The following is a 22,848-nucleotide window of genomic DNA, read 5'->3' as shown; positions in this document are numbered from 1 at the left end:
CCTATGGGTTGGCTTTGGCCCGAGCCTTGGCGAGGCAGTCGGGGTCGGTCGCGTCGAGCTCGATCACCTGATCGCCGAGGACCAGGAAATGAGCCTTTTGGAACGGTCTCTCGCCGGTTCGGCGATCGTCTTCGAAAAACGCGAGGAGCAAGTCGTCCTCTTTGTTGATCATCACCAGCGTTGAGGGCGCATGGTGACCTCGGTCTCGAAGAAACTGCTCGAAGGTCATTGTCCGATTGCCCTTCAGGTCAGGCCGTAACGTGCTTGACCGCCCACATGACGGCTTCCTCGATGCGCTCGACCGCGATGTTGAGCTCGCGATCGAAGGTGCCTATGGCCATGGGCCGCAATTCGGCGTCGAGGGTCGGCGCGCCGTCATCCTCCAGCAGCGGCTCAGGGGCTGTCCGCAGGCTTTCGATCAGCGCGAGGAACTCGGCACCCTTATCCTTGATCGCGGCCATAGCCGCCTTTTCCTCGTCCGACAGCACGCGGTAGCTGTGACGCAGGGTGTTGTTGACGACGCGGTCGTCCGAAGTGCTGCCGACAAAGCGCATGACACGTCCTTTCTCTGGCCCAATCGGGCGATCTCATCGGTGAAGGAAGATGGCTAGGCCGGCGGGCCGGTATTCGAGCCGCCAGGCGTAACGCCCGAGTGCTTGTGCTGCGCTCCGACGTCCTTGCCGTTGTTGGTGAAGGACGAGCCCTCGGTGTCGAAGTTGCCTTTGATCGTGACGTTGCCGTCGATTGCGACGTCGGCCTTGATCGCGACCTTGCCGCCGCCGATCGTGACCGACAGGCCGCCCTCGGTGATCTGGATCTTGCCGCCGTCGAGCGTGAACTTGAAACCGGCATAGGTGGCGACGTTCTCGTCGTCCTTCTCGCTGGGGCTCTTGTTCGCGTCGCTCTGGGTCATGGGCACGGCGAGGCCCTGGCTGAAGTCGCCGGCGACATTCAGCACCGTCATCTGCTGCCCTTTCGAGGGCGGCGTGTGAACCTTGAGGGCACCCATGAACTGCGCATAGGGGATCGGCGGTGTAAGGAACGGATTGCCGTCGCTGTCCTCGCCGATCTTGATCCGGACCGTCCCCGCCTTTGCGTCGATCTCCTCGACCGTGCCCTGCGTCATCTGCCCGTCCTGGCGCCGCTCGACCGCTGCCAGACGGAGGAACAGCGCCTCGAAGAGGTCCCCGAGCGACGTCATGGCAGCCGCCAGGTCTCGCCGTCGCCTGTATCGACGACGGCCTCGGAAATCGGGGGAGCCTCCGATGACGGGGCCTCGGGCAGGACGATCGGGCCGATCCCAATTGCTTCGCGGCCTTCCTGCGTCAAGCCGAGATCGGCCTGCGCCACGCGCCAAGAGGGGAGCTCCTGCGGCCCTCGGATCTCACCTTCGATCCACGCCGCGAGCGGAGCGAGGTCCGGATCCTCGGAGATGGTTCCGATCACGGCCCGCCAGAAATCGCTCTCGACGGCCTTGCCGAACGAGGGCTCGAAAATCCCGAGCCGGCACATGTAGGAGGCTTCGTTCGCGGCGACCCGGACCTGATCGTTGATCTGGAAGAGAAACGGGATCGCCGACGTGCTCTCGATCTGGGCGACAAGGATGCGCCAGAGCGAGGCCGCGTCACTGTCGCTCGCCGCGAGCGCCGCGTCGATCTGTCGGCGCACGATGCTCATGATCACATCGGCGCCGCCCTGGCGCGAGCTGATCGTAAGAGGCGACCCGTCGATGGTGATGTCGATCTCGGCTGGCAAGAATGCCTGAATGAGCAACTCGACCCGGTGCTCGCCGCCGACGAGTTCCCGCCCCTGAAGCGTGCGATCGTCCTCGCCCAGGAAAACCGCGATCAGCGGCTTCGCCAGCAGCGCGGCGTTGACGTCGAGGGCGTCGATCGCCCCGAACTGGACCGCGTCGCCGGCCAGCGTTGCGCCGCGCAGCGCCGCTACTGTCAGGCATTGGAGCGCAAGTGAAGTGATGCCCATCAGACCACCGGAGCCACTGGAACGAGCATGAACAGGAAGCGCCCGCCGTTCTGCCCGGCGGGCGTTGCGATCTTGAACTTGGGAGCGCCGGGCCGATCGAGCGCCACGACGTAGTCGCCTATTTTCGGCATCTCGTTGGGGGCGACGATGGAAGACGCCTCAATCAAAAGAGCCACCTCCTGGACCACCACGTCCTGCCGGGAGCCCGTCCGGGTGCCTTCGCCGCGTGCATGGTCGGAGTGGTCGGTGATGTCGAGCGTCGCCCGCGCCTCGAAGGCTGGCCGATCGGGATCCGCGCCCCCGACCACAATGCGACTGCTGTTGGCCTGCGGCTCGACCCTAACGAGCTCCCCGAACAGGCGATTGCTCGCCCGGCCGGCGAGCGCGTCAAGTCGAGCCCAGGACATCAGAACGCGCCGTTGAGACGGACGCGCGCGACGACGTCGGTCGAGGCCTTGGCAGCGGTTGCGACGCCGATCTTGGTGTTGCTGGCCGACGTCTTCGTGGCGCGCTTGGCCGTGTTGTCCCAATAGACGGCATCGCCCACTGCGAAGGCCTGGCCGGAAGCCGCACCCTCCGCAGTCAGGTCGAACACGCCGGTCGTCTTGGCCTCGACACCCGCACCGCTGAGCGCGGAGAAGGCGGCGATGCCGAAGATCGAGCCGACGAGGATGCCGCCGCCGGAGGCGACATCGTAGGGGGCCGTGAGGGTGAGCATGTCACCCGGCTGAACGAAGTTCTTCATCGAAGAGATGCTCCAGATGGGAGGGAGGGAATGGCGAGGCCGAAGCCTCGCCGCTGGCCAGCGCCCTTAAGCGCCGGCGTTCTTGAAGAAGCCGCGCCAGTCGATCGCCTTGGCGCCGACATCGAGGCGAACCTTGATCTCGACACCGTCGACATCGAAGCCCTGGCGAGTTTCGGTGAAGACGCCGCGCTGGCCTTCGAGATAGGCAAGCTCGACGAGGTCGATCTGGCTGATGGCCGCAGCCAGGTACCAGGCCGTCGCCGAGCCGGCGATGCCGAGCTTCGGAATGCCGACATCGAGGCGCGGCTCGGCGATGATGGTCAGGCTGCGCAGGCTCTCCGGCACCTGGTCGGCGGTCTTTGCGGCCCAGATCTGACCGACGAACTGCTCGGCCTTGGTCTGCAGCGACTTCGGCACGACCAGATACTGCGGGTCGATGTTGAGCAGCGTCGTGCCGTCGATGCCGGTCTGCTTCGACATGCCGAGGCGGCCAACGCCGATGCTATCGACGGTGATGGCCGCGTTGGTGCCGGCGAGATTGCCGTGATCGGCATGGAACAGCGCCTTGCCGTCGCCCATCGCATAGGCGCCGAGGATCTGCGCCCAGACGAGATCGCTTTCGAGGTTCGCGGCCTGCACGCCGAACTGGCGCGGCAGGCGGGAGAATGCCTCGAGGTCATCATTGACGATGACCTGCCGCGTGATGGCGACGATACGGCCATAGGTCTCGACGGCGTACTTCTCGACGCCCTCGCCGATCGAGCCGCGCTTGAACTCGCCATGCTCGTTGACCTTCTCGAAGCCCGGGGCGTCGCCGAGCTGCGTGCGGCTGACCTGCTTGAAGTCGGAAACCGACGTCTCCCGAACGAGCGGGCGGAAGGTCTGCGGCGCTGCCTCATAGGCGGCCCGCAGCGTCTTGGTTGCGACGTTGGCGAGGATGCCGGGGAAATCGCTGGTCGACATCATGCCGCCGCTGCGGAGTTCAAGCGCGCGCTGCGCCACTTCCAGCTTCGACAGGCCGCGCGTCCGCACGCCGGCACGTTCCAGGCATTCGCGACCGATCTCCAGCAGGGTATAGCCCCGGAAGTCGCGGCCGGCGGCAGAGAGTTCGAAGGTGCGCGGATCCGAGCGATGCAGCAGCGCGCTTTCGATCGCGGCGCCCCGCTTTTCCATCTCGTCGGCCTGCGCTTCGACGCGGGCATGAGAGGTCGGATTGCCGCCGCGCTCCTGCTGGTCGGCGATCTCGTCGATCAGCAGCACCCGGAACGCTTCGACGGTCGTGTCGGTGCGCACATGGGCGTCCGCGAAATCGGGACGGCCGACCTTGGCCGCCAGCGTCCGGATCGTATCGATACGGGTGCGCTCGGCGCGAGCGGCGTCCTCAACGGCGCGACGGATCTGCGCATCGACGTCGGCGGACGGAGCCGGCGCCGCAGTCGAGGCGGGAGCCGGTGCCGGCGTGCGGGTGTCGACGGTGGTCTCGTTGCCGCGTGCTTCCTCGGCAGCGGCATTGGTGCGATTTGCCATCGCGGTCTCCTTCTTGGGTGCCGACTGCGCGGCGGGGGGAGCATCGGCACGGATGACGATGCAGGGCTGGGCTTCGGCGCGCTGTTGCTCATCGGCAGAGCGCACCTGGGCGCCGGGATCGGCCGGAACAGGCACGGCCGAGATCTCGAACGGCTCCCAATCGACGACCCGCCAGTGTGCCAGCGTGCCGTCATCGGCTTCGGTCTTCTCGACCTTGTGCAGCCGGTAGCCGACGCTGACATTGCGGATGATGCCGTCGCGGATCTTCTGGACGTTGTCGGCATCGCCGGGCGCCTGCGACAGCAGGATACGGGCAATGCCCTGGCCGCCCTCGATCCGCGCCGAGCCGGGCACGACCGAACCGATGACGTCGGACAGATCCCAGCTTCCGTGGGTGTTGAGGAAGGGGGCGCCGGCATTCAGCCGCTCAAGGCGGACCGATCCGGTGTCGACGACGAGCTCCTCGTTATACTCGCCGTCCCACCAGCTGTAGCGGCGCACCGTCGCGCCGGTGGTGAAGACGACCTCGATCGTGTTGTCAGCCTCATTGAAGCTTTCCGCACGGAATTCAGCGCCCCGCCGCTGCGGCGGGACGTTCACAGTGTTCTGGGGCATGAGAGTTTGCCTTTCAGGCCTTGGCCTTGGAGTTGGCGGTCCCGCCGCCGTCTGAGAGCGCCGCCGCGATGACGGCAGGGTCTTGCAGGATGCCGGACTTGTCCGTGTGCCTCGGGTCGCTATCGAGCTTGATGCCGAGGTCATCCAGCAGCTTGTTCGCCTCGGCGATCTCGTTCAGGACGGCGCGCGGGTTGCGGCCGGTCTCGGCGATCACGTCGAGCAGCGAGCGCTGGCCCGAGCGCACCTCCATGAGGGCCGCCATCGCATCCTTGAACGGGTCGACCGAGACGAAGCGAGGCGGGCTCCACTCGACCGGGAACTTGCCGTCCGGCAACAGCCCGGCGGTCTGGGCACTTTCGATGAACCAATCCCAGACGGGCTGGCACATCATGGGGATGAAGAGCTGCCACTGGACGCTCGACACCAGCCGCCGGAACTCGACCAGGCCGGCGCGGATGCTCGAATAGTTGACCTCGGCCAGGTCGCCCGAGATCAGTTCGTAGGGAACGCGGAAGCCGGCGGCGACCGACCGGAGGGTGACGCGCTTGTAGGCCTCGTGACCGCTCTTGGCTGCCGGGTCGTTGAACTTGACGTCCCGCCCGCCCCGCGCATGCAGGAACATGCCCGGCTCGAAGCGCTCGACCAGCGTGCCATCGGCGTCATAGATGCCGGGCTTCTGATCCTCCCCGAGCGGAATGCCGAGGCTCATGTCCGCCTCGTCACCGCCGGTGACGACGCCGACCAGGCACGCCTCGATCTTCTTCCGCATCAGCTCCGCATCCTCGTACTCGTCGAGGTCGCGAAGGGTGATCAGCGCCGGCGATCCCCACGGGACGCCGCGCACCTGCGTGCGCTGCTTTTCGTAGACATGCAGGATGTCTGCGGCCGGGTAAGCCTTGCTCGTCACGCCGGCCGCCGTGTAGGCGTGGTTGTCGCCGGGGTGAGACGAGAACAGCCAGTACTTGGACCGGCGGCCGATCTTGTCGAACTCGACGCCCTGGACGATGTTCGCGCCACCGACTGCCGTGAGCGTGCGGTTGCTGTCGAGCAGGTCCGCCTCGAGGATCTGGATCTGCATCGGCACCGGCAGGCCGTCCGAGACCCTTCGGGCCCGGCGCCGCACCAGCACTTCGCCGCCTTCCAGCATCTCGCGGCAGGCGAGCGTCTGGAGACCCAGAAAGTCGAGCTGGCCGTCCGCGTCGCAGCGCTTCGACCACTCGTCCCAGAGGTCGTTAACCTTCTTGTCGAGCTTGTCGTCGCCGGTCTTGGCGCGCGGCAGAATGCCGTCGCCAATGATGTTGGTCGAAAGCACCGACACTGCCTTGGCCGCATGCGGGTTGTTCCTCACAAGGTCTCGCATGCGCGAGCGCAGGACGGGCCCGGCCATCTCGATCTCGGCATCCGCCGAGGTCGACGCGGTCCGCCATCCTTCAGTGCGGCGCCCCTTTGACGCGCCCTCATAGCCGCGCCGGCCCGAGCCGACCAGCTTGTCGAAGGCCGCCCGCTGCAGCACGCGTCGCGCGGCAAAGCGCGGGGAGACATAGCTGATGGCCTTGTCGATGAACGTTGCGCGCATCGTCATCGGCCTTTCGAGAACGAGGCCAGGCTGACGCGGGATCGGCCAGCGCCGGCATTGAGGCCTTCGAGGTACTCGAGCCGCTTCTTGAGGTCGTCGAACGACGGGTACTCGACCTCGCGCTCGACCCCGTTGGTCTTGGTGCGGATCTTCCTGGCGCCCGAAGCAATAGCTTCGCGGATCGCCGCGATCTCATCAGCGATCGACATCTCTCACCATGGTTTTGGGTTGCGCGGCGGGCCGCCGCTATCCGAGGAAGCCCCGGCCGCGTCCGCCTCGCCCGCCGCCGTCGAGCCAGCCGCTCCGCTTCGGCGGTGGCGACGGCTTGGGCTGTTCGGGCGCGGCGCTTGGGGGCGATCGGGCCGGTTCCGTGGCTCGCGCCTCCGGCCGGCGCGCCGCATCCGGGAGACGCTGGACGCCGAGCATGTATGCCGCTGCAAAGGTCAGCGCCTCCGCGTCCAGATAGTGGTTGTTCTTCGACTTGGGGATCCACTGGAACCCGCCGCTCGGCTTGCGCACGCGCGCTTCCGAAACGATCTGCCGGCAGTAATCCTCGGTGAGGCCGTCAGGGTTTTCGTCGCTCTTGAACTCAAAGACGTGCCAGCCGCCCGGCTGATCGACCGGCCAGCGCAGGCGCTGGTGAACCCACGACTTCATGAAATCACTGTCGAGACGCACCAGGTCGAGGCCGTACTTCGTCGTCTTGCCGCGCGGCGTGACGTCGATCCGGTTCACCGAAAGCGGCTTGTCCCGGTGGTCAAAGCCCTTAGTCGCGAAGGCCTGGCGCGGACGCCGGCGGCAGAGCTCGTAGACGCGATGCTCCGGCACCTCGTCCTTTTTGCCAGGCCGGAACCCGGCGTCGATGAACGTCCGCGAGATTGGCATCCCCCCATACTCCCCATCGAGGAGCGTTGCGAGGTCGGCCCAGACTTCATCGTGCGATGTGTCTCCCCAGAGTTCACCGGCATCGATCAGCCAGCTCTCCTGGCGAACGCCCCAGCCGCGCACGACGTAGACGAGGCGGTTTTTCTGGACGTCGACCCCTTTGGTCAGGAACAGCACGCCGTCCGGCACGTCGCCGCGCCGGTATGGCAAGGCGAGCTTCTTGATCTCCTCCCACTCCGGAACGTCACCGCCGGCCGGCGCCCAGACCTCGCCGAAACCGCCATTGACCGCCGTCTGGACTTCACTCTCGTTGCCGGAGCGAACCGCCGTGACATAGGCCTCGGCACGCTGGCCGAACGTCACGAAGGGCGAGCATAGTCCGGACACCCAGAACGACACGGTCGAGCTGTCCGGTGCCGCGCCGATCACCTCGCCATTGGCCTCGATGCGCTGGCCGGGCGCGACGTAGACGCCCCGTGCGTTCATCTCGGCCTTGAGGTTCTCGCCGTTCGGGTTGTCCTCGATCAGACAACCGTTGCGCGGGCAGATCATCCTCGTCTCGCGGCCAGCGCGAGCCGGATCAGCGCCACGCGGGATGTCGAGGCACTCGAAACGCGGGATGAAGAACTCGCCGCAATGCGGGCAAGGCCAGGCCCAATGATATCGGGTGCCCTCCTGCCACAGCGACCAGATCTTGCTGTCGATGTCGTCGGGTTCCTGCACGGCCCAGAACTCGAGGCCGCTTTCCGGGTCGCGCGTCACTTCCTTCGCTCCCACGCTCGGCGTCGAGACAATCGCGTGAACGAAGTCCGCATAGGTGTCGCCTCGGCGATCGACGAGGCTGATCGGGTCGCCCTGACCCTTGACGTTCGCAAGCAGGTCGTCCGCTTCGTCGGTCAGCGCCAGGGCGAACGGGTCCGACTTCAATGCAGTCGACGAGCCGGCATGGGCGAGGCGCAGCGGCACGCCGGCGACCAGCTTGCGCGTCTGCTTCATGCGCTTGCCGCGCGCCACCTTCCGGGACAGCGATGCGGCCTGGTCGAGCAGCCCCATGATGCGGTGCTCGAACTGCTCGGTCACAAACTGCTTCGAAGGGCCGACATAGAGGATCGGTGCCGGTGCCTGGTCCAGACGCTGACCGATGACGTCCAGAAAGGTCTCGCTCTTCCCCATCTGCGCGCTGCACGCCAGCACCACCCGTCGATGGGTGCGCGCGGCGACGGCGCGTCCGAACGGCACCATGTAGGGTGTGAGGAAGGGATCGCGCGGTCCCGGCTTGCCCGAGCTGGTCGGATAGACGCGGTGTTCGATAGCCCAGGCGTCAGGCGTCGTCCTCGGTGTCGGCCGCAGCATCAGCGCCGCCCGAAGCAAGATTTTCCGATCCGGCCTCGAGGGCTTCCGAGATGCGTTGGAGGCTGGCATGAACTTCGGTCTCGATCTTGGTGCGCATCTCGATGTCGCGGGTCACGCGCGCGGCGAGACCGTTCATCTCCGCATTGACCTTGCCGACCACGACATCCATCGCGGCCTCGGCTTCATCCCTCGGAACGAGCTCGCGCTCGCGCTCGGCGATCCGCAATTCGACCTCACGTTGCCGGGCTGCTCGTAGACCGCTTTCGTTCTGAACAAGGGAGGTGCGGCGCTCCTCATCGCGGAGGAAGCGGATGTGCCCCTGCACGACATCGGTCCTGATGACGTTTCCCCGCGTATTGCGAGCGATATAGCCGGCGTCGATCAGCTTCTTGGCCCAAACGGCCGAATTCCCAATCAGCAGCGCCGCGTCGGCCACGGTCATCTCGCCCGATGCCAGGTAGCGGCAGAACCCTGCAATCAGGCTGGGCGTCGAGTATTGCCCCTTGGTTCCCCGCTTGATGTAGCCCCAGCGCTCGGCTCGCTTCAGTTCGATTTCCGGCGCATCCACGAGCGCCGCCGCCTCTGTCAGCGAGATCCTTGAGGCGATGGCGTCAGGCGTGCTCTGCGCCTTCGCCCTGCCAGCGGCAGCCGCGACTTTCGGCATGGGGACTAGTCCTCTGGCGACGATGAACTCTCGATCCTTGCTCCCAGCGCGGCAGAAACCGGGCCGCGCGCAAAGACGGCGGGAAAAGCCCTTCCGATCTGAACTAAACCCCGATTTTCGAAAGCGGGAATACGCTCAAAATCAACGCTGCCGCCGCAGTGCGGGCGCCAGGCCCCCTGGAAGTACCTTCGAGGGGGGTGGGTTGGCCGGAATGTCGGTTTTCCGCCATTCCTTCGGCTCGCGCCCTCGGATCAGCGCTTCCGAGGCGCTGGGGGCGGCATGGGGAGCGGGTCGGGTTCGCCTGCGACCTTGGCCCATGCGTCGAGGGCGTCGCGCTCAGGCTCGGCCGAGAAGGCGACGAACGGACCAGAGACGCCGCATCGGCACTCGGCGCGCATGCCATGGAACAGGCGGTGCCTGACGGAGGGCTGCTGCCCGCAGTTGGGGCAGCCCTTGACGCGAGGCATTGGTCGATAGCTCAAGGCTTCGCTCCGGAGTGCTGGCTGGTGAGGGACTAACGCCCGGGCAGCAGTGCCGCGAGGCGACGAGCGATCGAGGGCTCAATGATCTCGGCGATGCCGCGTTGGAAGGCGGCGAGCGACTGATCGCGGTTGAGCTCTTTCGAGACGGCGGGGCCGTAGAGCTGGCGAACGCGCCCCTTCTCTCCGCCTCGGATAGCGCGGGGACCGCGAGGCCCTACGAAGGATCGCTGGAAAGCGTGCAGGCTGCCCCAGACCATGGCCGAGACGGCAGCGTCCGGCGTGTCTTCGATCTTGCCGAAGCGACCTGCGGCGTCGCGCGGTTGCAGCCGCCAGTGCTGGCGCGGGCTCCACCGGACCATAGCCCTTTTCGAGCGGCTCATTCGGACAGGGAAGGCATTGATTGGCAGGCCCTTGCCGACGCCGTAGATGGTGAACGTGAGGCCAGATCGATCGAGCTTCGAAGGCGTGCGCTGGTTGATGGGGGCGGCTGTCCGCGTGCTCATCTGGGCGCGCAGTGCAAGCCGGACTTGTGTGCGCAGCTTGAGGCCGCCATCGCTGAGGCCGTTCTCGAACTCGCGTTTCGCCTTCGTCGGCATTTCGCGAAAGGCGCGCGCCCATCCTTCGAGCGCTCCGCCCTTCAGGCTGATCTCGATTTCCATGGTGTCGCCATTTCGGTGGAGATTTTCAGCTTTTCGGAAGCTGAACCGGAACCGCTATCCGAAAGCCTTCAGCTCTCGTGCGGGTATCATCGGAACTAGGTATCGGCTGGCCTCGCTGAGGCCCTTGAGGGGCCTCGCTCGCTGCCTCCTCCGCAACCCTCATTTCTGCTGGGCGCGTATCTCTAGCCTGTTCGCGTGAGAGAAAGCCGTGATTTGTCTCACGGCGCAAGAGGGTTTTTGGCGTGACAGGCGTGACATGTCACGCAATGTCACGCACGTCACGCTGGCGAAATGGCGGAACTCTGCAGCTTTGCCGGCCGATTGGAAATTTCCAACATTCGGAATTGTCACGGCGCAGGCGACCGAATGGGGATTGACCGCAGAAACCCTAGCTTTTTGGGCGTGACGGCCTGTCACGGAATGCGTCACGCGAGCCGTCACGGCGCGGCGCAATGCTCGGTTCCGCGCCATTCTTGCGTTGTCACGCTGCACGTCACGCGCGCATCGGCACTGGCCATCGATCTCGGCTTTGCGTAGGGTCCCGGAAGTGAGGGCGGGAGGCGACAATGAAGCGGGTATTTGCTGGGGCACTTGCGCTGTTCGCGACGATCGGCAGCGCGTCGGCCGAGACGATGACGCTCGCCGAGGCGCTCGTCGACTTCCCGGATCTCGTCGGGAAAACCGTCTCGATCAACTGCGACCGGCTGTTCGCCAGCGGCAGCTCGTCGCTCGCCTGCTTCGGTGCCGAGGGCCAGGCCATCATGATGATGGTCGACCTGCAGTCGGCCGACCGCGAGAGCCGCAAATTCGCGATCACGCAATGCTCCACCGCTGACACCTGCAAGGCTGTCATGACCGGCAAGATCGAGCGGTTCATGGGGGCCAATACGCCGATCCTGACCGGTGCCCATTTGCAGCCCCGGTGATCGAGTGCCGACGATGTTCGCGAAGCGTACCTTGGGCCCGGTGCGATCGGCTCTGATAGCGACGGCCTTCCTGATGCTGAACACGCTACCGGGGATGGCTTCAACGGAGAGCCCGCCCGAGGCCTGCAAGCCCGAAGTTCTGCAAGATCGCATGGTCGATTGCAGCTTCTGGGATTGGTTAGAGCGATGGCAAACGCTGGTGGGTTCGGCGATCGCCGTCGTGTCCGCCGTAGTAGTCTCTTATCCGGTTTTCCGAGGCATGCGGGAGAATAGCCGGCAAGCCGCAGCAACCGCCGCCGGCACGCTTCGGCAAGTGGTCGCACCGTTGGAGGCCGAGCTTGTCGCTCACACTGCCTTGCGGCCCGATGTCTGGGCACTTCGCGTACCCTCCTTGAGGAACGGGCGGTTCACCATCGACCCCAAAAAGGCCGTTAGCGAGAAGCAACTCGCGGCGGCGCGCGCAGCACTCGTCTCGATGCATCTCCAACTGTCCACATGCCTCCGACAAAATCCTGAGCCGGGAGAGATGGCAGACCTTAGAACGGCGCTCTTTCAGCATGTGCTGATCTTGGAGACCCAGGTCACGCAATTCTTTATCGAGGTCAGCGACGAGGATGTCCTGCCGGTAGATGGCCGAGACGTCATCAATGAGGCCCAACGATCCCTCGCGATGGCCCTAAATGGCGTCGCAGAAAGCTACGTCGAATGGGAGGCTGCGGCAGACGCATACTCGGCCAAGCTGCGGACCGACGTGACAGCCCTCTGGACAAAAATCCACGAAATGGAGCGACGGGCGACATCCGTTGGATAGAGCGCCGGTCACCCCTTCCTGTAGGGGTAATCGCCCGGCCGGTGGTGTGGCACGGCGAGGAGCCGAACGAAGGCCGAGCGGAACTGCTCCATCGCTTCCTCGCGCGAGCTGGCGCGGCCGCTGGGGCCGATGGTGCGCTCGCCCGTCTCGATCAGCCCGGTGATGTGCCAAGGCCAGTAGGTCGCCGCGTGAACGTCCTCACGGCGAATGGTGCCGACGCGCTCGTCGCCGCTCCAAACTCGATAGATCTCGCTGCCGGCCGCGCCGGGCTCATGGCGGAGGATCAAGCTGCTCATGATTGCGCGGCCAGCACCACAAGGCGATCCAGCATTTGCCGCGACATGCTGAAGTCGTCGGCGCCATGCTCGTTCGCGCCGAGGCACAGGTCGACGACCAGCGAGCGCGGCTCCTCGCCAGCGATTTGGCACTCGGCCTTGGCGCGATAGAACAGCCTGTGAGCCTCAGCGGCGGTGCGCGTCGGAATGTTCAGGACCGTGACCGCTTCGGTGCCATCCTCGGACATTCCGCAGACATGCAGGCCGACCGCGCATGGGGCATAGCTCGCTGGCGACATGATCAGGTCCCTCTCGACCTGGGGGCGCGCACGAAGCCCGGAAGCTCGGCGGGCACGGCGGCGCAGTCATAGAAAACAATCTGGTCGGCGATCGGCTGGGCCTCATGCCGGGACCATTGCACGCCGAGCGCACGCATGTGGTCGAAGGCGTCGCGCTGCTCGCCGGCGACATGGGCGCCGATCAGGTCATAGATCAGGATCATGGCGTCGTCCTACCCTCGCTTGGCCGCAGCGCGAAGCGCTAGGCCAACTCGTCCAGCGTCACGCCGAGCGCCTCGGCGATCCGCTTCATGACGTCGATCGTGCCGGCTCGAGCGCCGGTCTCGATCTGGGATAGATAGGCGGTGCTAAGCGCCGCCTTCACGGCGAGCTCGCGCGCCGAGATGCCGCGATGGTCGCGCCAGACGCGCACCTTGTTCTCGCCGGCAAGGATGCGGTCGACGATGGCGGAGGGGATCTGCTCCTCTTCGCCGGCCGCCAGCTTGCGCCGGTACTCGACCACGGCGGCCGCATCCTGCGCGTCCTCGATCGCCTCCCGCATGGCGTCAAATTCGGCCTCAGGGATGACGACGAGGCGCTCCCCTCCCGGGGTGGTGATGATCTGCTTGTTCATGTCGTTCCCTCAGTCGTAGGCCCCGCCGCGCGGGGCCACCTTGATGATGGCGATGACTTCGCCGGTTTCCGAGAAGATCACTCGCCAGTCACCGACCCGCATCCGCGAGGCGTCCACGCCCTTGAGGGCCTTGACGTTGTTGGCGAGGCTCGCCGGATCGGCGGCGTACTGCTCAATCTTCGCCCGGATCAGCTTGGCGACGTTCGCCGGGATCCGGGAGAGGGTCTTTGTCGCTTCGCGGGAGAAGGTGATCGTTTTCATGTCCAGATATTAGCAATTAGCGAATTCTGGTGCAAGAGAAATTTGCAGAAAGCGAACTAATTTTGACCCCGCCATCTATCGCATCAGAGCTGCGGCTTTCGACTTCACCATGGCGATATGCGGGTCGACGAACGCGGCCCGATAGTGGCGACCAAATGCAACACGTCGCCAATATTTCGGCCGAAGGGACAGCAACCCCATGACCGTCCGGCGGAACGTCTTGAACTCCCATCCGCGCGGCGGCTCGGGGATGTCGGCGCCAGACGCGATGCGGTATGCCTCGAAGATCTCCGAAAGCGGGCAGCGCTTGTTCGCCCATGGCTTGTCGGGGCCTGCATAGTGGACGATGCTCGGCGTCATCTTTTCGAAGCGCGTAATTTCCCGGGCGAGGAAGTTGAACCGCCGGTCCAGCAACTTCGCCCGGCCGCGCGTGACCAGGTTGAGCGCAGTCTGGTCCGGGTAGCCCAGATCCGGCCGCGCATCGAGAATGGCGATCGCCTGTTCGCTCACGCGCTCGGCTCGCCAGCGGTCGAGATCCATAACGATCACGCCAGAGTTGACATATTCGTCGGCGCGCATCCCCACGCCGGCGAGGAAGGCCGGATCCATCATCCCATCAAGGCAGCCGGCGACCAGGTTGTCGCCCAGATCGAGATCCCAAAGCTCGGAGAGGCTCGTTGTCACGACCGCGTCGCTATCGATGTAGATGGCGCGGCTGTGCTGCGGAAGCAATTCGGGGATCAGAAGGCGAGCATAGACCGCCTGCGACCAGTGGATAGCGACGGGCAGTCGCGCCAGAAGCGCGGGGTCGGCCTTCAGGAGGCCGCAGCGAATTCCGTGCCGCCTACAGAACGCGTCAATCCGGTCGCGCCCTTTGGCGCTGATGCCGGCGTCGATCACGTAGAACTGCGCGTCGGGATTGTTGAGCCATGCTGAATAGATGAGGATCAGCACGCCCGGAACGAACTTCGTGTCGCTTCCGCTGACGATTACCATGAGACCAGTCTATGCCATCAATCCATGCTCGGACTTCCGAGCGGGCATCATTTAGCACGGCAAGAGCGAATGGCTAAGGCAGAGACGGAGCCACCCTGTCAAAGCCCGCGCCCATCAAGGTGCGATCCCTTGCTCTGCAATTTGCGATCGATCTCGATAACGCGGATCCCGGCCGCCGTCGCCTTCTCGATCACATCCTCCGTCTCCCATTTGCCGGGGAAGACGATCACCGCGTCGGGCTTCCCTTCGCGGATCATCCTGTCGTGGTTGAGAGGCTCTGCCGTCTTGCCGTAGCGAGCGGTATCCATCTCATAAAGGCCCATCGGGAAGCCTTTCCGATCGCTCCAGGCCTGAGCGCAGGCGACGGCGCCGGTGCCATTGTCGGCGATGATTTCCCGCATGCCGAGGCGCTCGACAGCGGCCGCCAGCACCTGCTCGACCCGCTCGCGCTGCTGTGCCGCCAAAGCCTCCGCCGCCGGCCGATCCGCCTTCGACGTGTTGCCCTTCACGCGACCATAGTTGCGGCCGCCGCATACCAAGATCCGCATTATGCGTCCTCCGGCTGGCGCACGGTCTGGCGCTGCTTCCTTTCGGCCGCGCGCGCCCGCTCGAGGCGCTTTCGATCACGGATCAGGCCATCCGCGATATAGGTCCGCAGCAGCGACGAGATGGTGATGTCGTCGAAGACGGCGAGCGCCCTCAGGTTGTCGACGACGCCCGGCGGGACTGTCGTCCTGACCGCGCGATGCCGGGTGTCATAGTTGCCGTTGAGATCCGCGCCGGCGGCGCGCTTGGTGCGCGCGTCCGCCCTCTTCTCGCGAACGCCAAGGACATAGCCGCCGGTGTTGTTGACGCTGCCCATGCTTAAGTCCCCTTGCCGCCGCCGAATTCGATCAGCGCGAAATCCCGATCGGCCTGCTTCTCGACGTCGAAGGCTCGCAGCAGCCATTGCGGCTCCGGGTGCCATTCCGTCGAGCCGTACCAGACGCTTTTCGGGATGATCGAGCGGACGCCTGTCACGCCGCGCCAGTTGGTGTACAGCACCTCAACGGGCTGACCTGGCTGCGTCGGCACGCCCAGCCGCACCGCAAGCTCCTTGGCCTCAGCCGCCTCTATCGGCCCGCGCTTGCCGGCGGCGACCGCGAGCAGCGTGTCCTCGACCTTGACGCGCCGGTTCATGAAGTCGACGGACGCATCCCAGAAGGCGCGCTCGGCCGGCGTGAAGCGATCGGCTGCAGGATCGATCACGCCCAGAGGCTCGACCCTCGCCCCCTTGCCGCGCTCACGGGCCGCGAGCCAGCCGGCATCGGTCAATTGCCACGGCAGCGGCTTGTCACCGAAGAGGTGCTGATATCGCCACGCCACGGCCGCCGGCGCGGGCCACGTTGCCACCTGGATACTGGCGCGGACGCCAGCCGCGTCCACCTCTGCCGGGTCTGCTTCCGGCAGGAAGCCAGAGAGCAGGACGAGAAGCTCGTCCGTGATCTGCTCGACCCGGTCCGTCACCGGTTCAAAATCGTCTACCGACATCGTGCCGACCTCCCACGCGCTCCAGGCGCGGGTGCAGTCGTAGGTGTTGGAGAACTCCGACCGAAGATGATCGACCAGCGCCGACCTCGGCACCGGATTGGATAGGCGTCGCGAGGCGGGAGGCGAGAACCTGGACAAGCGCCGCTCGATCAGCCGAGAAAGCGCGTCTTCGTCATTCGGCTTCGGCCCTGCGAACCACTCGATCACCATCTTGGCGATCGAACGAGCTGCGACAGCCGCCCCGATCCGTTCGTGCGTGCTGATCCAGGGCTCGCGCCCCTCCAACATGTCGGCGGGCTCGAACGGCGCTTCGCTCCGGGTGGCGGGAGGTGCGGGCGCGGCGGCGAGCTTGCGTAGAACCCTCTCCACCTCATCGATCAACGCTGAGGCATCGCAAAGCGGCTGGCTCATATGCTCGTTTGCCGCGAGGTTGATATCCTGCTGTGCGTCGAGAAGGCGCTCGATCAGATCCTCGACATCCTCCGGCACCGCCACGGCTGGCGCGGGCAACTCTCCGGGATTTCCGGATAGTTGGGGCGCCACGGCTGGCGCGGGCGGGGAGGCGTGCGGATATAGGGCCGTCCAGCCCGGCTCGCTGAAATCCATGCCGGCGGGGCAATTGTCGAGCCGCCATATCGCGCCATTCTTGTGCATGTATGCCGCCGGCTCCCCCACCACCTCGGCGCGGCGGTCCATGGCGAGGATCGCGGCGCGGGAAATCATGTCCATGAAAATTCGGCCGGGCGGGTGATACCTCGGCTTTGCAAGGCGTGCCGCCTCCTCAATCGCATTTCGCACCCGCTCGATCTCGTCGGCGCTCGGCTCAATTGCGGTCGTCATGTCGTGAACCTCATGCCAATGGCCATGACTGCGTCGTCGTCACCTTCCTTGCCCCACCAATATCGAGGCTCGGTTTCGTCCTCGGACATTCCCTGCGCGATGTCGGGGTCGATCGTGGAGCGAACCACCCAATGCGTCTCGACCTCAGGAAAATCGCCATCAGGGCAGGCTTCATCCAGGTCGAGGCTGACGATCTTGGCCTGCTCGCGCGCCGCTGTGATGAAGTCAGCCTGAGAAGGCAGAACGAAGCCTGCCGGCGGATCGATGATCAGCGCGGCCCATGCCTCGCCGTCCTCCGTCCATAGCGTCTCAATCTGCGGTGTTGCGGTCGTCATGATTGGGCTCCGGGGTAAGGGAGGGGGCTTCGAACAGAAGGCGCGGCGATAGGTCGGTTTTGTCCTTTCTGGGGCGCGACGGCGTGTCCCAAGAGCGGCCCGAGACCTCAGCGACCATTCGCCATCCTGCCGCGAGGAGCGATGTCCCCGGCTCGTCGGCGCGGATATATGTCCCGAGCCGGGCATAGCCGAGCGCGAACGACGCCCGCGCAGCCGCGCCGTATAGGAACGAACAAGCGTTGCGGGCGCCGTCGGTGCAAAGCCGGGTGACTTCCAGCGTCAGCCCGTCATCGCGGTGACGGGAGACTGGCCTACCGACAATGACGACGCCAACGATCTTTTCGCCCCTTGCCGCTGCGATGGAGAACTTGTGCCCGACAACAGGCTGATGATGCCGATGGTGGCGCCGGACAAACTCATTGGCGCCCTCTAGGTCGATTGGGAATGACCGGAGGCGCGCCATGCTCAGCACCCCCCTGTTCGAGGGCGGGCCCATCGCAAACGAAGACGCGCGCCGACACCGAACGGCACTCGTAACCGTCGTCATCGTCGTCGAGCTCTTCTTCGGTCCGGCAATCGGGCTCGTCGCACCAATCGCAGCCACAGCGGGCGAACTCGTCGGACCCGCAGCACAGGAAGCCGCAGGCGTTACACATTGTCAGCGCTCCTGCGGTCGGTGACACCGAGACGGCGCTGCGCCGCTTCGCCGAGATCCCGGCGTGCCTGCTTGATCTCGGCGAGAGCCGGGAGGACGTCGCGGCGAATGGCTTCGAAGGCGGAGCGCAAGCCAGGCTCATGGTCGCGGATGTAAGCGGACCCGAGGAGCTCCTTGAACGCCTTCAGGAAGGCGTCATCGCCGTAGCCGACCAGTGCATCGAGCGCGCGGATCTCCACCTCGTTGAGGGTGAGCGTCGTCGAGAACTGCAGGTCGACTTTATTCCGGGCGGTTGCCATTTCAGCGGGCCTCCGAGGTGAGAAAAGAACGGGCCTTCGCCTCGGCGGCCGTCGCAGCAGCGAAGGCGACGACGACGGTGGTCTGCTGTATGTCCTTGGGCGCGATGATCATGGCGAGCACGGCCTGACACTCTCTCAAGGCCGCATCTCTCCGCTCGATCTCGTTGGCCGCTTCCTCGAAGTGCAGCGCGTCGGCGAGGCCGGTTGCGGTGATCTCGGCGCGCGCCGCAACGGCGCGCTCTCTCAGGCGGGCAACGAGGGTGCTCATTCGGCGGCCTCCAGCGCTTCGTCGGAGAACCAGTGCGCAGGGGGCCGATAGTTCGCGGCGATGATTGCTGCTGCCGGCCGCCGGCAGACGCTGTTGCCGATCTTGTGCCGCTGCTCGGTCTCCGAAAGGACGCCGCCCTTGTAGGGTGCCGCCAGGACGTAGCTGTCGGGGAAGCCTTGGGCGCGGGCCAGCTCGCGCGGCGTGAGCATGCGCATTCCGATGTCGACGATGACGAAGGTCACGCCCTTGATCTGCAGCGTGACGACTTCGCGGTCGTCCCAGCAACCGTGCGAACGAAGGAAGGCAGCGACGGCCCGGGCGCCGGCGAGCTGCTCGGTGCTGAGCGGCGGCGGGGTCGCGTCTGCTTGGGTGAGCCCGAACCGCGCCTTGGTCGGGACCGTGAGCATCGGTGCGTCGGCTGCAGCGCTTTGGCCTCCCTCGGAATAGTAGGCGGTCACCAGAGGCAGCGTGACGACGTCCGCCTTGCCGCCGCCGCCTGCCGTGATCGAACCCAAAGGCTCCTCGGCCGGTTGACCGATCGAGTTGCCAAAGTCCCGCTTTACGAATGCCGCCTGCACCACCGCCGAGTGCTGGCCCCCGGCGCAGATCGCGGCGTGCGGGGCTTCACAAGAGCCGTCCCGCCTATCGCTGCCCTTCAGCGAGAGCATGTGCGCGGCTACGACAGTCTGCTGCGAGCCGGTCTGCGTCGCAGTCGAAAGCGGCTCGGACGCATCACGGCCAATCGGGGCTCGATCGCCCCCGTTGTGCTGCGCGAGATAGACGGCCGCAAGGCTGCCCTGGTTGCCGCCTGGGACCGGCGTCGGCAGAGGGCGGTCGGCGCCAATCGAGCGCGGCGCTTGGCCGTCGCGCTCGCCGTAGCGGGGAACCAGGTACGGCACGACGACCTGGTTCTGATCGCCGTCAGATGCCGCGACGGTGTGGTGCGGGACATCCGCCCGCCGGTTGCCGCCGCCGTGCTGTCCGCGCGAGACGAACGGCGCGATCGAGGCTTCGACCCAGCCCAAACCCGCGCCGCCGGCGGTGACAGTCCGCGCAGGCTCATCAGCGCCGGCGTCCGGCCGTCCCGAGTTCCGCATCGTGGTCAGGTGAGGAACGATTGCGGTCTCAACCAAGCCGATTGGCGACGCACCACCCGGCCGCTTGACAAAGCTGTTCGCGGTGACGGTTGCGACAGGTTCGGTCGCAGGGCGCCCGATGCTGTCGCCCCGGAACGCCGCCACATGCGGCACGACAAGGCCGTGTGCATCACGCGCCCGAGCCACGGTATCGAACGGCTCGTCGAGGGGCTGACCTCGGAAGCCAGCGCCACCGTGATTGCAGGTGACGACGAACGCCTCGTCGGCCTCGGCGGCATCGAGGACATGCCGCTTCACGCCCATTGCAATCCGGGCCATCGTCTTGGGCGCCAGCGGCCGAATGATCCGGCTGCCCGTCGCTTTGGTATAGGCGCGCGCCTCGTCCTTCGTCATGAGGATCGACGGGCAAGGCTGGCCGAAGTCGATGATATCGGCCGCCACCCGCCAAGGCTCCAGCTGGCCCGCCTTGACCGCATCCCCCTTGGGATTTCCATGCGTCGGCGCCGGCCAGTCAGTCCGTCCACCGTCGCGCCGCATGACCATGTAGAGCCGCTTGCGGATCGTGGGGTCGCCATAGTCGCAGGCGACCAGCTCCTGCCAGCCGATCGAATAGCCGAAGTCGGCGACGGCGCGGGTGAACCTGGCGAAGATCTCACCCTCGCGCTCCTTGTCGCGCAGATAGGTGCCGTCCGGCTGGAGGATCAGCGGCGACCACTTCGAGAAGGCCCCGACGTTCTCCAGGAAGATCGACCAAGGCCGCTGCCAGTCCGGCAGCTCCTTCAACCAGCGCACCAGCACCCAAGCTAAGTCGCGCACCGACTTCGACGTGATCGGGCCGCCCTTGGCGTTCGAATGGTCGCGGCAATCGGGGGAAAGCCAGAGCAGTCCGAACCAGTCGTCGCCCAGGAGATCGCACATGTTCACCTTCCAGACGTTGTGCGGCAGGTGGACGGTGGTCGGGTGATTGGCTGCGTGCATCGCCAGCGCCGCCTCGTCGTGGTTGACGGCGAAGTCGACATCCATCGGATGTCCACCGGGCAGCAGGCCGAGGCCGGCCAACTGCTCCATGGCGAGCGCGATGCCGTTTGATGCCCCGCCTCCGCCGGCGAAGCTGTCGACGATGCGGACCCTGCGCGGGCCCGCCTTGGCCGGCGGCGCTGCCGGCGGCGCGATCCGCGCGCCTCGAATGAAACCCGTCGCGGGAAGCCCCTTCGCGGTCTTTTTCGCCTGCGCCGGCGGCGCATCGATCAGGCTTGAGAGGAGGTCCATCAGAGCGCCTCCGACCGGGCGCGGCCGCGCAGCGACTTGCAGCCCAGCGCCCGCTCGAACGTCAGCACGTCCTCAGCGATGCGGCGGTCGAGCTCCGGGCCGGCGGCGTAGCCGTCCAGGGCAGAGAAGTCGGAATAGCGCCGGATCTCGATGCCGTTCAGGTAGAGCGCGAAATAGCGATAGACGCGCCAGCCGCCATGGCTGGGGCCGCCGCCCGTCCGCAGGTGGATCAGGGCGAGCGTGTTAGCGGGACGCGACCGCTCACGCTCTGCGTCAGCGCGCATAGCTTCCACCAGGTCGAGCAACGCCCCGAGGGTATATGCCGGCGCCTCGCCCCGAATGTCATAGCCAAGAACTCGTTCTGCGCTCTCGAGGAGCGCATCGCTCGCGAGCGCGCGCGGTGACGTCCGGTCCGTCATGGCTTTTTCACTTTCACGAAGAGGGTGTTGACGTTGGTGCCGACCTCGGAGAACGAGCCGGCGGGGAGGTCGCGCCAGTCGGCGCGCAGGCTTTCCATGAGCGCGCGGAAGGCCACCGCCTTGCGCGTGGTGCGGTGTTCGGTGCCGGCCGACATGATCGCGATCAGAACGCCGCCGGGCCGGAGGAACTTCAAAGCGTGGTTGACGTGATCGATATCCCGCTCCCGATCGAACGGCGGGTTCATCACGATCCGGTCGTAGAGGCCGGTCACGTCGGGGGAGAGGGTGAGGAAGTCGCGCGCGAACACGCGGCCATAGATGCCTTCCGCTTCGAGGGCGGCGGCGAGGTGCGGCTGGATCTCGATGCAATCGACGATCGCGCGGCAGGCATATTCGACGCGCTCGCGACCTTCCCAATTCCACGTGGATTGCTCGGCTGCCGCGAGCCGGGCGAGATTGCCCGTCCCGGCCGATGGTTCCAAAACCCGCAAGGCCGGCGCACCCTTGGGCGTCGACAGAGGGAGCTCACCGATGACTTTTTCGGCCGCGCTCGCTGGTGTGGGGAAGAAGCCGTAACGCCTTGCCGGCGTGGTCTTAATCTCGTTGAGTGGATCGGCCTCCTGAGCCTGGCCGTCGCCGATGACCTCCCCGTACCATTCGGCCAAGAGCTTGTTGACCTTCTCCAGAAGATCGTCGCGCTTGAACCATAGGTGAGCGTTTCCGTTCTTGAAGCCCCGGATCAGGAAGTATTCGGTCTCGACCTCGCTCTGCCGCGCGCCGCCGCCTCGGCGGTCATGTTCAAGGGCATTGAGGGCCGATGTGAACGACGCCTCCGGCTTGTCGTCGAGGACAGAGAGGACGCGCTCGATGTCCACGAGCTTGTCGCGCGTCTCGCCATAGCTGAAGCGTCCCCACTCGCTAAACACGCGGGTGAGGATTACGCGCGAACCGACCTTGAACCCGTCATGCGAACGGAAGCGCCGATCGAGCTTCGAGAAGACGTTCGCGATCCCGCGCCGGAAGATCGTGCCGGCGTCGGCCACGAACTGCTCAATCGTCGCCGTGATGTTCTCGACGGTCGGCTCAGGCAAGCCCTTGGCGATCTCGTCGCCGTTGATGATCTCGCCGTCGCGGCTGACGCGCTCCGGGATATAGGCCATCTGGTCGCGAAGCTTCTTCTTCGCTTCGGTATCCATCAGCCGCTCGAGGTCGGTGCGCTGGACGACATAGGCCCAGACATCGATATCGATCAGCCGACGCGCCGTGCGGAGATACCGTTCGCGCTCCGGCATCGACACGGCGTTCCGAAACGCTACGACTTCGTCGGCCTGGGCATAGTTGTAGCCGTTGATGCCAGGCGAGGCGCGGCGCGCCATGCCGGACGCCGCCTCGACCGCCGCCTGCGCTTCCGCGATCTTCTCGTATGCAACGCCGTAGAGCGCGATAGCCTCGTTGCGGAAGCGAAC

General features: G+C 65.8%; 30 protein-coding genes. 2 read left to right on the top strand and 28 right to left on the bottom strand.

Annotated elements, in window-relative coordinates:
• Window position 1: 1 nt before the first annotated feature.
• The 12 genes from WFK98_RS22165 to WFK98_RS22110 all read right to left on the bottom strand — a co-directional run bounded on the left by WFK98_RS22165 (window position 2) and on the right by WFK98_RS22110 (window position 10,489).
• Window positions 2–229, bottom strand: coding sequence for a hypothetical protein (locus WFK98_RS22165; RefSeq protein WP_336801805.1), 228 nt, complete (start codon window positions 227–229; stop codon window positions 2–4).
• A gap of 19 nt (window positions 230–248) precedes the next feature.
• Window positions 249–554, bottom strand: coding sequence for an Acb2/Tad1 domain-containing protein (locus WFK98_RS22160; RefSeq protein WP_336801804.1), 306 nt, complete (start codon window positions 552–554; stop codon window positions 249–251).
• A 53-nt stretch (window positions 555–607) separates the two neighbouring features.
• Window positions 608–1,201, bottom strand: coding sequence for a phage baseplate assembly protein V (locus WFK98_RS22155; RefSeq protein ID WP_336801803.1), 594 nt, complete (start codon window positions 1,199–1,201; stop codon window positions 608–610).
• Window positions 1,198–1,983 (bottom strand): hypothetical protein, encoded by a 786-nt coding sequence (locus WFK98_RS22150; RefSeq protein WP_336801802.1) that lies wholly within the window; start codon window positions 1,981–1,983, stop codon window positions 1,198–1,200. The genes WFK98_RS22155 and WFK98_RS22150 overlap by 4 nt, the downstream gene beginning before the upstream one ends.
• Window positions 1,983–2,390, bottom strand: coding sequence for a hypothetical protein (locus tag WFK98_RS22145; RefSeq protein ID WP_336801801.1), 408 nt, complete (start codon window positions 2,388–2,390; stop codon window positions 1,983–1,985). Before WFK98_RS22145 ends, WFK98_RS22150 begins: the two co-directional genes overlap by 1 nt.
• Complete coding sequence (locus WFK98_RS22140; RefSeq protein ID WP_336801800.1) at window positions 2,390–2,728, bottom strand: DUF2190 family protein; 339 nt, start codon at window positions 2,726–2,728, stop codon at window positions 2,390–2,392. The genes WFK98_RS22145 and WFK98_RS22140 overlap by 1 nt, the downstream gene beginning before the upstream one ends.
• Window positions 2,729–2,794: 66 nt before the next feature.
• Complete coding sequence (locus WFK98_RS22135; RefSeq protein WP_336801799.1) at window positions 2,795–4,870, bottom strand: prohead protease/major capsid protein fusion protein; 2,076 nt, start codon at window positions 4,868–4,870, stop codon at window positions 2,795–2,797.
• Between the two features lie 13 nt (window positions 4,871–4,883).
• Window positions 4,884–6,452, bottom strand: a complete 1,569-nt coding sequence (locus WFK98_RS22130; RefSeq protein ID WP_336801798.1) for a phage portal protein — start codon at window positions 6,450–6,452, stop codon at window positions 4,884–4,886.
• Window positions 6,449–6,655: a phage head-tail joining protein gene (locus tag WFK98_RS22125; protein WP_336801797.1), complete on the bottom strand. Its 207-nt coding sequence runs from the start codon at window positions 6,653–6,655 to the stop codon at window positions 6,449–6,451. The genes WFK98_RS22130 and WFK98_RS22125 overlap by 4 nt, the downstream gene beginning before the upstream one ends.
• Window positions 6,656–6,692: 37 nt before the next feature.
• The gene (locus WFK98_RS22120; RefSeq protein WP_336801796.1) at window positions 6,693–8,684 is read right to left on the bottom strand and encodes a terminase gpA endonuclease subunit; all 1,992 of its coding nucleotides are present in this window, start codon (window positions 8,682–8,684) and stop codon (window positions 6,693–6,695) included.
• On the bottom strand, window positions 8,653–9,348 hold the full coding sequence (locus WFK98_RS22115; RefSeq protein ID WP_336801795.1) for a hypothetical protein: 696 nt from the start codon (window positions 9,346–9,348) through the stop codon (window positions 8,653–8,655). Before WFK98_RS22115 ends, WFK98_RS22120 begins: the two co-directional genes overlap by 32 nt.
• A 514-nt stretch (window positions 9,349–9,862) precedes the next feature.
• Complete coding sequence (locus tag WFK98_RS22110) at window positions 9,863–10,489, bottom strand: hypothetical protein (protein WP_336801794.1); 627 nt, start codon at window positions 10,487–10,489, stop codon at window positions 9,863–9,865.
• A 566-nt stretch (window positions 10,490–11,055) separates the two neighbouring features.
• On the opposite strand from WFK98_RS22110, the gene WFK98_RS22105 reads away from it, so the two are divergent.
• Window positions 11,056–11,415 (top strand): hypothetical protein, encoded by a 360-nt coding sequence (locus tag WFK98_RS22105; RefSeq protein ID WP_336801793.1) that lies wholly within the window; start codon window positions 11,056–11,058, stop codon window positions 11,413–11,415.
• A 13-nt stretch (window positions 11,416–11,428) separates the two neighbouring features.
• A complete protein-coding gene (locus WFK98_RS22100) occupies window positions 11,429–12,226 on the top strand; it encodes a hypothetical protein (protein ID WP_336801792.1) in 798 nt (265 codons plus the stop codon).
• A gap of 8 nt (window positions 12,227–12,234) precedes the next feature.
• Here WFK98_RS22100 and WFK98_RS22095 read toward each other — a convergent pair whose 3' ends face one another.
• The 16 genes from WFK98_RS22095 to WFK98_RS22020 all read right to left on the bottom strand — a co-directional run bounded on the left by WFK98_RS22095 (window position 12,235) and on the right by WFK98_RS22020 (window position 22,758).
• Window positions 12,235–12,522, bottom strand: a complete 288-nt coding sequence (locus WFK98_RS22095; RefSeq protein ID WP_336801791.1) for a hypothetical protein — start codon at window positions 12,520–12,522, stop codon at window positions 12,235–12,237.
• Window positions 12,519–12,800, bottom strand: a complete 282-nt coding sequence (locus tag WFK98_RS22090) for a hypothetical protein (protein ID WP_336801790.1) — start codon at window positions 12,798–12,800, stop codon at window positions 12,519–12,521. The genes WFK98_RS22095 and WFK98_RS22090 overlap by 4 nt, the downstream gene beginning before the upstream one ends.
• Window positions 12,801–12,802: 2 nt before the next feature.
• The gene (locus tag WFK98_RS22085) at window positions 12,803–13,003 is read right to left on the bottom strand and encodes a hypothetical protein (RefSeq protein ID WP_336801789.1); all 201 of its coding nucleotides are present in this window, start codon (window positions 13,001–13,003) and stop codon (window positions 12,803–12,805) included.
• Between the two features lie 38 nt (window positions 13,004–13,041).
• The gene (locus tag WFK98_RS22080; protein WP_336801788.1) at window positions 13,042–13,413 is read right to left on the bottom strand and encodes a helix-turn-helix domain-containing protein; all 372 of its coding nucleotides are present in this window, start codon (window positions 13,411–13,413) and stop codon (window positions 13,042–13,044) included.
• Window positions 13,414–13,422: 9 nt separating this feature from the next.
• On the bottom strand, window positions 13,423–13,674 hold the full coding sequence (locus WFK98_RS22075) for a type II toxin-antitoxin system RelE family toxin (RefSeq protein ID WP_336801787.1): 252 nt from the start codon (window positions 13,672–13,674) through the stop codon (window positions 13,423–13,425).
• 75 nt (window positions 13,675–13,749) lie between these two features.
• A complete protein-coding gene (locus tag WFK98_RS22070) occupies window positions 13,750–14,670 on the bottom strand; it encodes a glycosyltransferase family 8 protein (RefSeq protein ID WP_336801786.1) in 921 nt (306 codons plus the stop codon).
• A 98-nt stretch (window positions 14,671–14,768) separates the two neighbouring features.
• Window positions 14,769–15,218, bottom strand: a complete 450-nt coding sequence (locus WFK98_RS22065; protein WP_336801785.1) for a hypothetical protein — start codon at window positions 15,216–15,218, stop codon at window positions 14,769–14,771.
• The gene (locus WFK98_RS22060; RefSeq protein ID WP_336801784.1) at window positions 15,218–15,532 is read right to left on the bottom strand and encodes a hypothetical protein; all 315 of its coding nucleotides are present in this window, start codon (window positions 15,530–15,532) and stop codon (window positions 15,218–15,220) included. The genes WFK98_RS22065 and WFK98_RS22060 overlap by 1 nt, the downstream gene beginning before the upstream one ends.
• Window positions 15,533–15,534: 2 nt before the next feature.
• A complete protein-coding gene (locus tag WFK98_RS22055; protein ID WP_336801783.1) occupies window positions 15,535–17,040 on the bottom strand; it encodes a hypothetical protein in 1,506 nt (501 codons plus the stop codon).
• Window positions 17,037–17,375 (bottom strand): hypothetical protein, encoded by a 339-nt coding sequence (locus tag WFK98_RS22050; protein ID WP_336801782.1) that lies wholly within the window; start codon window positions 17,373–17,375, stop codon window positions 17,037–17,039. Before WFK98_RS22050 ends, WFK98_RS22055 begins: the two co-directional genes overlap by 4 nt.
• Window positions 17,350–17,838: an XF1762 family protein gene (locus WFK98_RS22045; protein WP_336801781.1), complete on the bottom strand. Its 489-nt coding sequence runs from the start codon at window positions 17,836–17,838 to the stop codon at window positions 17,350–17,352. The genes WFK98_RS22050 and WFK98_RS22045 overlap by 26 nt, the downstream gene beginning before the upstream one ends.
• 185 nt (window positions 17,839–18,023) lie before the next feature.
• Window positions 18,024–18,329: a hypothetical protein gene (locus tag WFK98_RS22040; protein WP_336801780.1), complete on the bottom strand. Its 306-nt coding sequence runs from the start codon at window positions 18,327–18,329 to the stop codon at window positions 18,024–18,026.
• A 1-nt stretch (window position 18,330) separates the two neighbouring features.
• Complete coding sequence (locus WFK98_RS22035) at window positions 18,331–18,597, bottom strand: hypothetical protein (protein WP_336801779.1); 267 nt, start codon at window positions 18,595–18,597, stop codon at window positions 18,331–18,333.
• On the bottom strand, window positions 18,594–20,963 hold the full coding sequence (locus tag WFK98_RS22030; RefSeq protein WP_336801778.1) for a DNA cytosine methyltransferase: 2,370 nt from the start codon (window positions 20,961–20,963) through the stop codon (window positions 18,594–18,596). The genes WFK98_RS22035 and WFK98_RS22030 overlap by 4 nt, the downstream gene beginning before the upstream one ends.
• Window positions 20,963–21,382, bottom strand: coding sequence for a hypothetical protein (locus WFK98_RS22025; protein WP_336801777.1), 420 nt, complete (start codon window positions 21,380–21,382; stop codon window positions 20,963–20,965). Before WFK98_RS22025 ends, WFK98_RS22030 begins: the two co-directional genes overlap by 1 nt.
• A complete protein-coding gene (locus tag WFK98_RS22020) occupies window positions 21,379–22,758 on the bottom strand; it encodes a DUF4942 domain-containing protein (RefSeq protein ID WP_336801776.1) in 1,380 nt (459 codons plus the stop codon). The genes WFK98_RS22025 and WFK98_RS22020 overlap by 4 nt, the downstream gene beginning before the upstream one ends.
• Window positions 22,759–22,848: the final 90 nt, after the last annotated feature.

It is taken from the genome of Kaistia sp. MMO-174, assembly GCF_037147815.1.
Classification (GTDB): Bacteria; Pseudomonadota; Alphaproteobacteria; order Rhizobiales; family Kaistiaceae; genus Kaistia; species Kaistia nematophila.
Note: the sequence above shows the minus strand (reverse complement) of the source record. Positions and strands in the feature narration are given on the sequence as shown.

What these genes read in the sequence shown, in the direction of transcription:
- WFK98_RS22165 (WP_336801805.1), bottom strand. Translation starts at nt 229, where the DNA reads ATGACCTTCGAGCAGTTTCTTCGAGACCGAGGTCACCATGCGCCCTCA.
- WFK98_RS22160 (WP_336801804.1), bottom strand. Translation starts at nt 554, where the DNA reads ATGCGCTTTGTCGGCAGCACTTCGGACGACCGCGTCGTCAACAACACC.
- WFK98_RS22155 (WP_336801803.1), bottom strand. Translation starts at nt 1,201, where the DNA reads ATGACGTCGCTCGGGGACCTCTTCGAGGCGCTGTTCCTCCGTCTGGCA.
- WFK98_RS22150 (WP_336801802.1), bottom strand. Translation starts at nt 1,983, where the DNA reads ATGGGCATCACTTCACTTGCGCTCCAATGCCTGACAGTAGCGGCGCTG.
- WFK98_RS22145 (WP_336801801.1), bottom strand. Translation starts at nt 2,390, where the DNA reads ATGTCCTGGGCTCGACTTGACGCGCTCGCCGGCCGGGCGAGCAATCGC.
- WFK98_RS22140 (WP_336801800.1), bottom strand. Translation starts at nt 2,728, where the DNA reads ATGAAGAACTTCGTTCAGCCGGGTGACATGCTCACCCTCACGGCCCCC.
- WFK98_RS22135 (WP_336801799.1), bottom strand. Translation starts at nt 4,870, where the DNA reads ATGCCCCAGAACACTGTGAACGTCCCGCCGCAGCGGCGGGGCGCTGAA.
- WFK98_RS22130 (WP_336801798.1), bottom strand. Translation starts at nt 6,452, where the DNA reads ATGACGATGCGCGCAACGTTCATCGACAAGGCCATCAGCTATGTCTCC.
- WFK98_RS22125 (WP_336801797.1), bottom strand. Translation starts at nt 6,655, where the DNA reads ATGTCGATCGCTGATGAGATCGCGGCGATCCGCGAAGCTATTGCTTCG.
- WFK98_RS22120 (WP_336801796.1), bottom strand. Translation starts at nt 8,684, where the DNA reads ATGCTGCGGCCGACACCGAGGACGACGCCTGACGCCTGGGCTATCGAA.
- WFK98_RS22115 (WP_336801795.1), bottom strand. Translation starts at nt 9,348, where the DNA reads ATGCCGAAAGTCGCGGCTGCCGCTGGCAGGGCGAAGGCGCAGAGCACG.
- WFK98_RS22110 (WP_336801794.1), bottom strand. Translation starts at nt 10,489, where the DNA reads ATGGAAATCGAGATCAGCCTGAAGGGCGGAGCGCTCGAAGGATGGGCG.
- WFK98_RS22105 (WP_336801793.1), top strand. Translation starts at nt 11,056, where the DNA reads ATGAAGCGGGTATTTGCTGGGGCACTTGCGCTGTTCGCGACGATCGGC.
- WFK98_RS22100 (WP_336801792.1), top strand. Translation starts at nt 11,429, where the DNA reads ATGTTCGCGAAGCGTACCTTGGGCCCGGTGCGATCGGCTCTGATAGCG.
- WFK98_RS22095 (WP_336801791.1), bottom strand. Translation starts at nt 12,522, where the DNA reads ATGAGCAGCTTGATCCTCCGCCATGAGCCCGGCGCGGCCGGCAGCGAG.
- WFK98_RS22090 (WP_336801790.1), bottom strand. Translation starts at nt 12,800, where the DNA reads ATGTCGCCAGCGAGCTATGCCCCATGCGCGGTCGGCCTGCATGTCTGC.
- WFK98_RS22085 (WP_336801789.1), bottom strand. Translation starts at nt 13,003, where the DNA reads ATGATCCTGATCTATGACCTGATCGGCGCCCATGTCGCCGGCGAGCAG.
- WFK98_RS22080 (WP_336801788.1), bottom strand. Translation starts at nt 13,413, where the DNA reads ATGAACAAGCAGATCATCACCACCCCGGGAGGGGAGCGCCTCGTCGTC.
- WFK98_RS22075 (WP_336801787.1), bottom strand. Translation starts at nt 13,674, where the DNA reads ATGAAAACGATCACCTTCTCCCGCGAAGCGACAAAGACCCTCTCCCGG.
- WFK98_RS22070 (WP_336801786.1), bottom strand. Translation starts at nt 14,670, where the DNA reads ATGGTAATCGTCAGCGGAAGCGACACGAAGTTCGTTCCGGGCGTGCTG.
- WFK98_RS22065 (WP_336801785.1), bottom strand. Translation starts at nt 15,218, where the DNA reads ATGCGGATCTTGGTATGCGGCGGCCGCAACTATGGTCGCGTGAAGGGC.
- WFK98_RS22060 (WP_336801784.1), bottom strand. Translation starts at nt 15,532, where the DNA reads ATGGGCAGCGTCAACAACACCGGCGGCTATGTCCTTGGCGTTCGCGAG.
- WFK98_RS22055 (WP_336801783.1), bottom strand. Translation starts at nt 17,040, where the DNA reads ATGACGACCGCAATTGAGCCGAGCGCCGACGAGATCGAGCGGGTGCGA.
- WFK98_RS22050 (WP_336801782.1), bottom strand. Translation starts at nt 17,375, where the DNA reads ATGACGACCGCAACACCGCAGATTGAGACGCTATGGACGGAGGACGGC.
- WFK98_RS22045 (WP_336801781.1), bottom strand. Translation starts at nt 17,838, where the DNA reads ATGGCGCGCCTCCGGTCATTCCCAATCGACCTAGAGGGCGCCAATGAG.
- WFK98_RS22040 (WP_336801780.1), bottom strand. Translation starts at nt 18,329, where the DNA reads ATGGCAACCGCCCGGAATAAAGTCGACCTGCAGTTCTCGACGACGCTC.
- WFK98_RS22035 (WP_336801779.1), bottom strand. Translation starts at nt 18,597, where the DNA reads ATGAGCACCCTCGTTGCCCGCCTGAGAGAGCGCGCCGTTGCGGCGCGC.
- WFK98_RS22030 (WP_336801778.1), bottom strand. Translation starts at nt 20,963, where the DNA reads ATGGACCTCCTCTCAAGCCTGATCGATGCGCCGCCGGCGCAGGCGAAA.
- WFK98_RS22025 (WP_336801777.1), bottom strand. Translation starts at nt 21,382, where the DNA reads ATGACGGACCGGACGTCACCGCGCGCGCTCGCGAGCGATGCGCTCCTC.
- WFK98_RS22020 (WP_336801776.1), bottom strand. Translation starts at nt 22,758, where the DNA reads ATGGCGCGCCGCGCCTCGCCTGGCATCAACGGCTACAACTATGCCCAG.